Source organism: Candidatus Aquicultor sp. (genome assembly GCF_054640775.1).
In genome coordinates this window covers 1-5,127 of record NZ_JBTSLF010000177.1, presented here as the reverse complement: position 1 = coordinate 5,127, position 5,127 = coordinate 1, and the positions used below count along the sequence as shown (strand labels likewise).

The following is a 5,127-nucleotide window of genomic DNA, read 5'->3' as shown; positions in this document are numbered from 1 at the left end:
GCCGATAATTTTATAGAATAACTTTTGCAGGTTTTGTGACTTATTGGTACATCCATAATTAGTGCATCTATAGTTAGTACGTGCATAGTTAGGCTCTTATAGATGCTTTTGTAGATGCGCTTAGTAAACATGCATTAGAGGATGGATACATGCAGGTAGAAGCTCTAGATTTAGTAAAAGCAGGTCAAATAATCTACATCGAGGATGTAAAAGGTCTCTCCTGGCCTTTTGGCGTCAGCAACATCTTAAATCATGAGCTTGTCGTATGCCACGCCCTGGGTAGAAAATCCACGCCATTAAATACAAACGCATTAAACACGGTGACGATTGTATTCCCCGAGGAAAATGGTGCGTATCTAATCAAGGCTGCCATCGACGAAACAGACGAGACAAAGAGCCGTTTAGTTCTTAACCCCACTGGTGAGATCGACTTTGTTCAGCGCAGGCAGTATTTCAGGCTCTCCAAACCATCGGCATCCGCCCATTACCAACTCATCGAGAAAGAGGTCGTCGAGGCCGAGATTATGCCGGTTGAAGCGATGGTGTGGGACATAAGCGGCAGCGGCATTGGCATGGTGCTTCGAAGCGCGAAAACCATCTATACGGGCGTCATGATGAAGCTCACCGTGTCGATATCCGATGGGCGGCCGATAGAGGTTATCGGAGAGATCGTCCGCGTAGTGCCGCGTAGTATTATCAGAAACGAGTACCTAATCGGTATTAACTTTAAAAAAATAAAAGAGACAGACCGCGATAGAATCATCAAGTTCATCACCCAAGAGCAGCTTTCGTTAAGAAAAGTTAAGAAAAAAGCTTAAGCCCACTCCAAAGTTTTTTACTAGATGCCCACTGGCCAGCATGCTATAATTCATTAGCGGATTGATTGTTTTACTGGGTGAGTAATAGTAGTTTTATAGAAGGAAGGCGCGCCATGTCGATCCGGCCAACCGATCTTCAAATAATCGTTCAAAAAGCACAAGAAGTCGAGCGTGTGCAGCAATCCCAGCAACAGCAACCAAAAGTCCAACAACAACAATTTGCTGAAGCATTGCAAAAACAGCATGCGGTAAAAGAACAGCAGGTTACCACTGCCCCCCATGCGGATGAAGTCGTGATTCACAATAAGAGTAAAAACGCTGGCCAGGGCTCACACGATAAGGGTAAGCAAGAACAGACGAGCGGCGAAGCAGATAAAGAAAAAAAAGAAGCTGCAGCAACGGCACCTGAACATATCATAGACATAAAAATATAGGAGCTCGTTTCGTATGGGGTTTGAACTAATAGTCGCACTACTTTCAATAGCATTAATTGGAATCCCTGTTCTGGCTTGGGCAACGCTGAAGCGAATATCCGCCGCTGACCGTATGCGAAAGAACAATGACGACCTTCACTCCCTCGAAAACTCCCTCAGCTTAATGATTAAGGAACTGCAGGATTCGGTTAAAAAAGCCCTTGAAGATATGGAAGAATCCGCAGACAGGCTTAACCAGATGATCGAGAAAGCGGATGACCGCATACGCGAGCTGCAATACTACTACGAATACGGGGATGAGCTGAGGCCGATTGTCCAGCCCCGGCAACCCGAAATAGCCCAGATATCTACACCGCAAGTCGCGGCGGCGCCTGCGCCCCAAGGCCAGGCCATCAAACACAAGGAAGTTCACGAGCTAAGCCGCAGAGGCTGGAGCGCAGCCCAGATCGCGAAGCATACCGGTATGAGCGCAGACGAGGTTCAACTTATCATCAACCTGATGGAGATAAGTACGATGGATATCCTTTCCCAACCCCGCCAGCCAAGACAACCAATGGTATAATCAGGGAGCCGCTCTGAAAAACAATTGGCGGGGTTAGCTCTCTTCAAACATCCGCCGTTTCTTCAGGATAGTCTCGATCTCTGTGATGCCGAGAATAAGTCGGCGCTTTCGTATCGGGTCCGATTCCTTGCTCAATTCTTTTAGAAGATTGTCGCGTTCCTTTAATAAGATTCGCTCTGCTGAATCCATCCGCATTTCGAGTTCATCCATCTGCTTGTCTAAAAACTTGTCGCTGTCACCCGCAAAAAGCGTTGATTTCAACCTTGTTATCAAGGCTTTAAACAATTGTGGTACGCCCCCCATATGTATCCTGCCCCTCGCATCGTTGATTGTAGTCATGTTTTACTGACGCTTGCACGCGCCTTTGAAACCGGCATCGAAGAACAATTCTTGCTCGGTCATTCTCAGTTCCCGCGCAATTTTGGTCATGAAATGCGCTGATGGCATATGCTTGCCTTTCACCCACTTGTTTACAAGGCTGCGGTCAACGCCGATATTCCTCGCCAGCGCACTCTGGTTAATCTCACGTTCATGTAATACCATCTCGAGTTTTGTCAAAAATGAAGCCATACGAAAACTCCCGCGTATTAACCTTACAGTGAAAGGTTATAGAAACTTTTAACGATTGTCAACAGATGTTGTCAATAGTTACTACTACAAGCTTATAATTATCGTATGAATGCATATACGTCCGGCGACCGCACATATAAGGATTTCCCGGAGGCTCTCAGGGAGATGATGAAGGCTAAGGAATTTAGCTTTCCTAAGCTCGCGCGAGAAATCGGAAGGCAGCTATCGACCACATACCTTCACAATCTGGCATCGGGCAAATCAAAGCCTACGAAGGAAAACATCGAGGTGATCGCGAAGGGTCTTAAAATCGAACCGTCATACTTCAAGGAATACAGAGAGTACGCGGCAAAAGATAAAATAGATAGAAACCCGAAAATCGCCGAGCTTGTACTGGATGAGCGTGCGATCGAGTTGACCTCGGAACTTGTGTCTTTAAATGAAGAGCAAAAACAAGAGGTCGAAGAGCTGATAAGAGAATTGAAAGCAAAGTATCGCACGGACCGACGCGAATAAGCGGCTAAGCTGCCCTGCCAAGACTTTCCCAGGTATGCGCGTCCGTGTGGGCGGTTGGTGTAAAACCCCGTTTTTTCTGCCAACGTGCGAGTGCTGCCGCCGTTTTCGGGCCGAAGATGCCGTCGACATCAAGACAAAATCCCTTAGCGTTAAGCCTCGCCTGCAGATCCTTAACATCAGGACCCCTGGAGCCAGTGCTAAGGGTAGGTAGGTATCTTAAACCGGAGTTGTGGCTGCCTTGCGGAATGATGCGAATGCAGGAAAAGTGCATTCCGTCTTTAGCCGTTCGCCACGCCCCTCCCCATTCAAAACCCCATTGCCTCGCGAGCTTAAGCAACCCGTAGGGTTGGTATGAGTTGTTGCCGTAATTTATTACACCGCGCGGACCATCCAAGCCGTCATCGACATTTATATCTATATCGCACCCGTAGGCGTGGCCCGAGAGTGGCTTCGCCGGATTCCAGAGAATATGCCTGGGAACCCAGATCCCGCCAATATCGTTTATGAGACCTCGATCCACGCCCTGGTCGATGAAGTTACGCATCTGGTGGGCGACGAGACGGTGGCAGGAGAACGTGCCGAAAGGAGTTGTTATGCCGATGATATTGCCGGCGGTCCATCGGGAATCGATGATGATGGCTCCCCTCTTTTTAGGGTCCTCCCGGTATGAAAAGGAGCCGAACGTCTTGTTAAGTTGCCTGAGCGTGAACGGCATAGGCCCTCCATTTATCGATAGTGAATGCGTTTAGCTGTTAGTTCTATCGACGTTCTAGGATGTCGCTTTACAATATACAATCCGACGGATTTGTTATTTGTGGCTGGCGTTCAGTTTGCCACCTGGAGAGTTCTAAATTACCGTGAGACCACTTGCAATATTCACGGTTAATAAGTAACAATTAGGTAATGGCATTGATCAGGCGTGCCCAAATAATCCGTAGGTTATGTCGGTTTAGCATCCTACCAGGCCATGTTTAAAAGAGCCACCCGTGGGTAATATGCTAATAGCTTGCTAAGCATGGAGGTACAAACTATGGAAGTATCGCTTGATAGGTTGAAGAAGGGCGACGGGACGGTAGGGAGCAGACTGCCATGGGTGATTATTGTAGCGCTGGCAATTGCCATCGCTTACCTTTACTGGCACCAAGCCGCAACTGACAGAGTACGAAACAACGAGGTAAAAGCCCTCCAAGAAAGAATCGCAGCACAAGAAACCACCCTTCACCGACTACAGGCCGCCACTCCGGCATACGGTGCAAAAACCGATTCAAAGAACAACGGCACTACCGCAAAAGACCTGTCCGGTAGGGTTAATGGGCTAGAATCAAAGGTCAATGGCCTTGAATCGAACGTCCAAGAGGTTCGATTTAGCGCCGAGGCCATAAGATCGGATCTTACCGATCGCCTCACCACCCTCGAGGTCGAACGTGCCCGTGCAAGCGATAACCGCATCTCCGGCATGGAAAACCAAATCATCGATTTACGAAATGAGTTGGCAAATTTGAAGCAGTTAGTAGTGAGATAAAAAGTCAAGATGCCCATGTTACCCATATCCTCTTCGGTATCAAAAACCGCCCTTAGTTTGCCGATTACTATCCTGGGTGAACAAATATTCAAAGAACCAGTACTAATAATCGTTACATTAAAGGAGACAGCAAGATGAGCGAGAGAACTACACCTCTAGCACCACAAGACTTTGAGGAATCTGAGGATTTATTAGGAAAAGTGCATGAGCTAAGCGGCCGGTGGAATACCGTGCGTCATACTACCACGACCAGTGGTGAAGGGCTCGGCGAACTGGCAGCCCAATACAGCGAAGCGGTAAACAAGGTGTATGTAAAGCTGAATGAGAACGTGACTAAGATCGCCGCGTCACAGACCAGGGTCTAAGAGAGTTATATCGTAGACCGCATTAATGCTAGAAGTGCGTTAATGCGGTCTTTCTTTTTGGTTGCGTTATCCCCTTTCTGCTATCGCAAATAAAACTCTCCTATTACACGTTTATTTATTAAGATAATAATTGCAGTCAAATACTGCTAAGCTTCGTCTTATTTAACGGGTAAGCGCTGGGGGGTGGCAAAGGTTACAGACGCAGATGAGAAACTAATCCAGCAATCGCTGGCTGGAGACAGTGAAGCGTACAAAAAGCTGGTTATTCGTTATCAACAGTTAATCTTCGCCACTATCATCAAAATCGTTGGTGATTATCAAGACGCTGAAGATGTGGCCC

Annotated in this window: 9 protein-coding genes; 6 read left to right on the top strand and 3 right to left on the bottom strand. The window is 47.4% G+C overall.

Annotated elements, in window-relative coordinates; translation table 11 throughout:
• Window positions 1-149 precede the first annotated feature (149 nt).
• From ACYC56_RS12110 to ACYC56_RS12100, 3 genes are all read left to right on the top strand, one after another.
• The gene (locus ACYC56_RS12110; protein ID WP_461374437.1) at window positions 150-818 is read left to right on the top strand and encodes a flagellar brake protein; all 669 of its coding nucleotides are present in this window, start codon (window positions 150-152) and stop codon (window positions 816-818) included.
• 113 nt (window positions 819-931) lie between these two features.
• A complete protein-coding gene (locus ACYC56_RS12105; RefSeq protein ID WP_461374436.1) occupies window positions 932-1,252 on the top strand; it encodes a hypothetical protein in 321 nt (106 codons plus the stop codon).
• 13 nt (window positions 1,253-1,265) lie between these two features.
• On the top strand, window positions 1,266-1,814 hold the full coding sequence (locus ACYC56_RS12100) for a DUF6115 domain-containing protein (protein WP_461374435.1): 549 nt from the start codon (window positions 1,266-1,268) through the stop codon (window positions 1,812-1,814).
• A 33-nt stretch (window positions 1,815-1,847) separates the two neighbouring features.
• On the opposite strand, the gene ACYC56_RS12095 is transcribed toward ACYC56_RS12100, so the two are convergent.
• Window positions 1,848-2,153: a hypothetical protein gene (locus tag ACYC56_RS12095; RefSeq protein WP_461374434.1), complete on the bottom strand. Its 306-nt coding sequence runs from the start codon at window positions 2,151-2,153 to the stop codon at window positions 1,848-1,850.
• A 3-nt stretch (window positions 2,154-2,156) separates the two neighbouring features.
• The gene (locus ACYC56_RS12090) at window positions 2,157-2,384 is read right to left on the bottom strand and encodes a helix-turn-helix transcriptional regulator (protein ID WP_461374433.1); all 228 of its coding nucleotides are present in this window, start codon (window positions 2,382-2,384) and stop codon (window positions 2,157-2,159) included.
• A 105-nt stretch (window positions 2,385-2,489) separates the two neighbouring features.
• Between ACYC56_RS12090 and ACYC56_RS12085 the strand changes: the two genes are divergently transcribed.
• Window positions 2,490-2,900 carry a helix-turn-helix domain-containing protein gene (locus tag ACYC56_RS12085; RefSeq protein WP_461374432.1) on the top strand — a complete coding sequence of 137 codons (411 nt, stop codon included), beginning with the start codon at window positions 2,490-2,492 and terminating at the stop codon, window positions 2,898-2,900.
• A gap of 4 nt (window positions 2,901-2,904) precedes the next feature.
• Here ACYC56_RS12085 and ACYC56_RS12080 read toward each other — a convergent pair whose 3' ends face one another.
• On the bottom strand, window positions 2,905-3,615 hold the full coding sequence (locus ACYC56_RS12080; RefSeq protein WP_461374431.1) for a M15 family metallopeptidase: 711 nt from the start codon (window positions 3,613-3,615) through the stop codon (window positions 2,905-2,907).
• Between the two features lie 315 nt (window positions 3,616-3,930).
• On the opposite strand from ACYC56_RS12080, the gene ACYC56_RS12075 reads away from it, so the two are divergent.
• Window positions 3,931-4,422, top strand: coding sequence for a hypothetical protein (locus ACYC56_RS12075; RefSeq protein ID WP_461374430.1), 492 nt, complete (start codon window positions 3,931-3,933; stop codon window positions 4,420-4,422).
• A gap of 134 nt (window positions 4,423-4,556) precedes the next feature.
• Window positions 4,557-4,787, top strand: a complete 231-nt coding sequence (locus ACYC56_RS12070) for a hypothetical protein (protein ID WP_461374429.1) — start codon at window positions 4,557-4,559, stop codon at window positions 4,785-4,787.
• Window positions 4,788-5,127 lie beyond the last annotated feature (340 nt).

Bases quoted from the DNA above. Each gene is read 5' to 3' on its own strand.
- ACYC56_RS12110 (WP_461374437.1), top strand. From the start codon at position 150: ATGCAGGTAGAAGCTCTAGATTTAGTAAAAGCAGGTCAAATAATCTAC.
- ACYC56_RS12105 (WP_461374436.1), top strand. From the start codon at position 932: ATGTCGATCCGGCCAACCGATCTTCAAATAATCGTTCAAAAAGCACAA.
- ACYC56_RS12100 (WP_461374435.1), top strand. From the start codon at position 1,266: ATGGGGTTTGAACTAATAGTCGCACTACTTTCAATAGCATTAATTGGA.
- ACYC56_RS12095 (WP_461374434.1), bottom strand. From the start codon at position 2,153: ATGACTACAATCAACGATGCGAGGGGCAGGATACATATGGGGGGCGTA.
- ACYC56_RS12090 (WP_461374433.1), bottom strand. From the start codon at position 2,384: ATGGCTTCATTTTTGACAAAACTCGAGATGGTATTACATGAACGTGAG.
- ACYC56_RS12085 (WP_461374432.1), top strand. From the start codon at position 2,490: ATGAATGCATATACGTCCGGCGACCGCACATATAAGGATTTCCCGGAG.
- ACYC56_RS12080 (WP_461374431.1), bottom strand. From the start codon at position 3,615: ATGCCGTTCACGCTCAGGCAACTTAACAAGACGTTCGGCTCCTTTTCA.
- ACYC56_RS12075 (WP_461374430.1), top strand. From the start codon at position 3,931: ATGGAAGTATCGCTTGATAGGTTGAAGAAGGGCGACGGGACGGTAGGG.
- ACYC56_RS12070 (WP_461374429.1), top strand. From the start codon at position 4,557: ATGAGCGAGAGAACTACACCTCTAGCACCACAAGACTTTGAGGAATCT.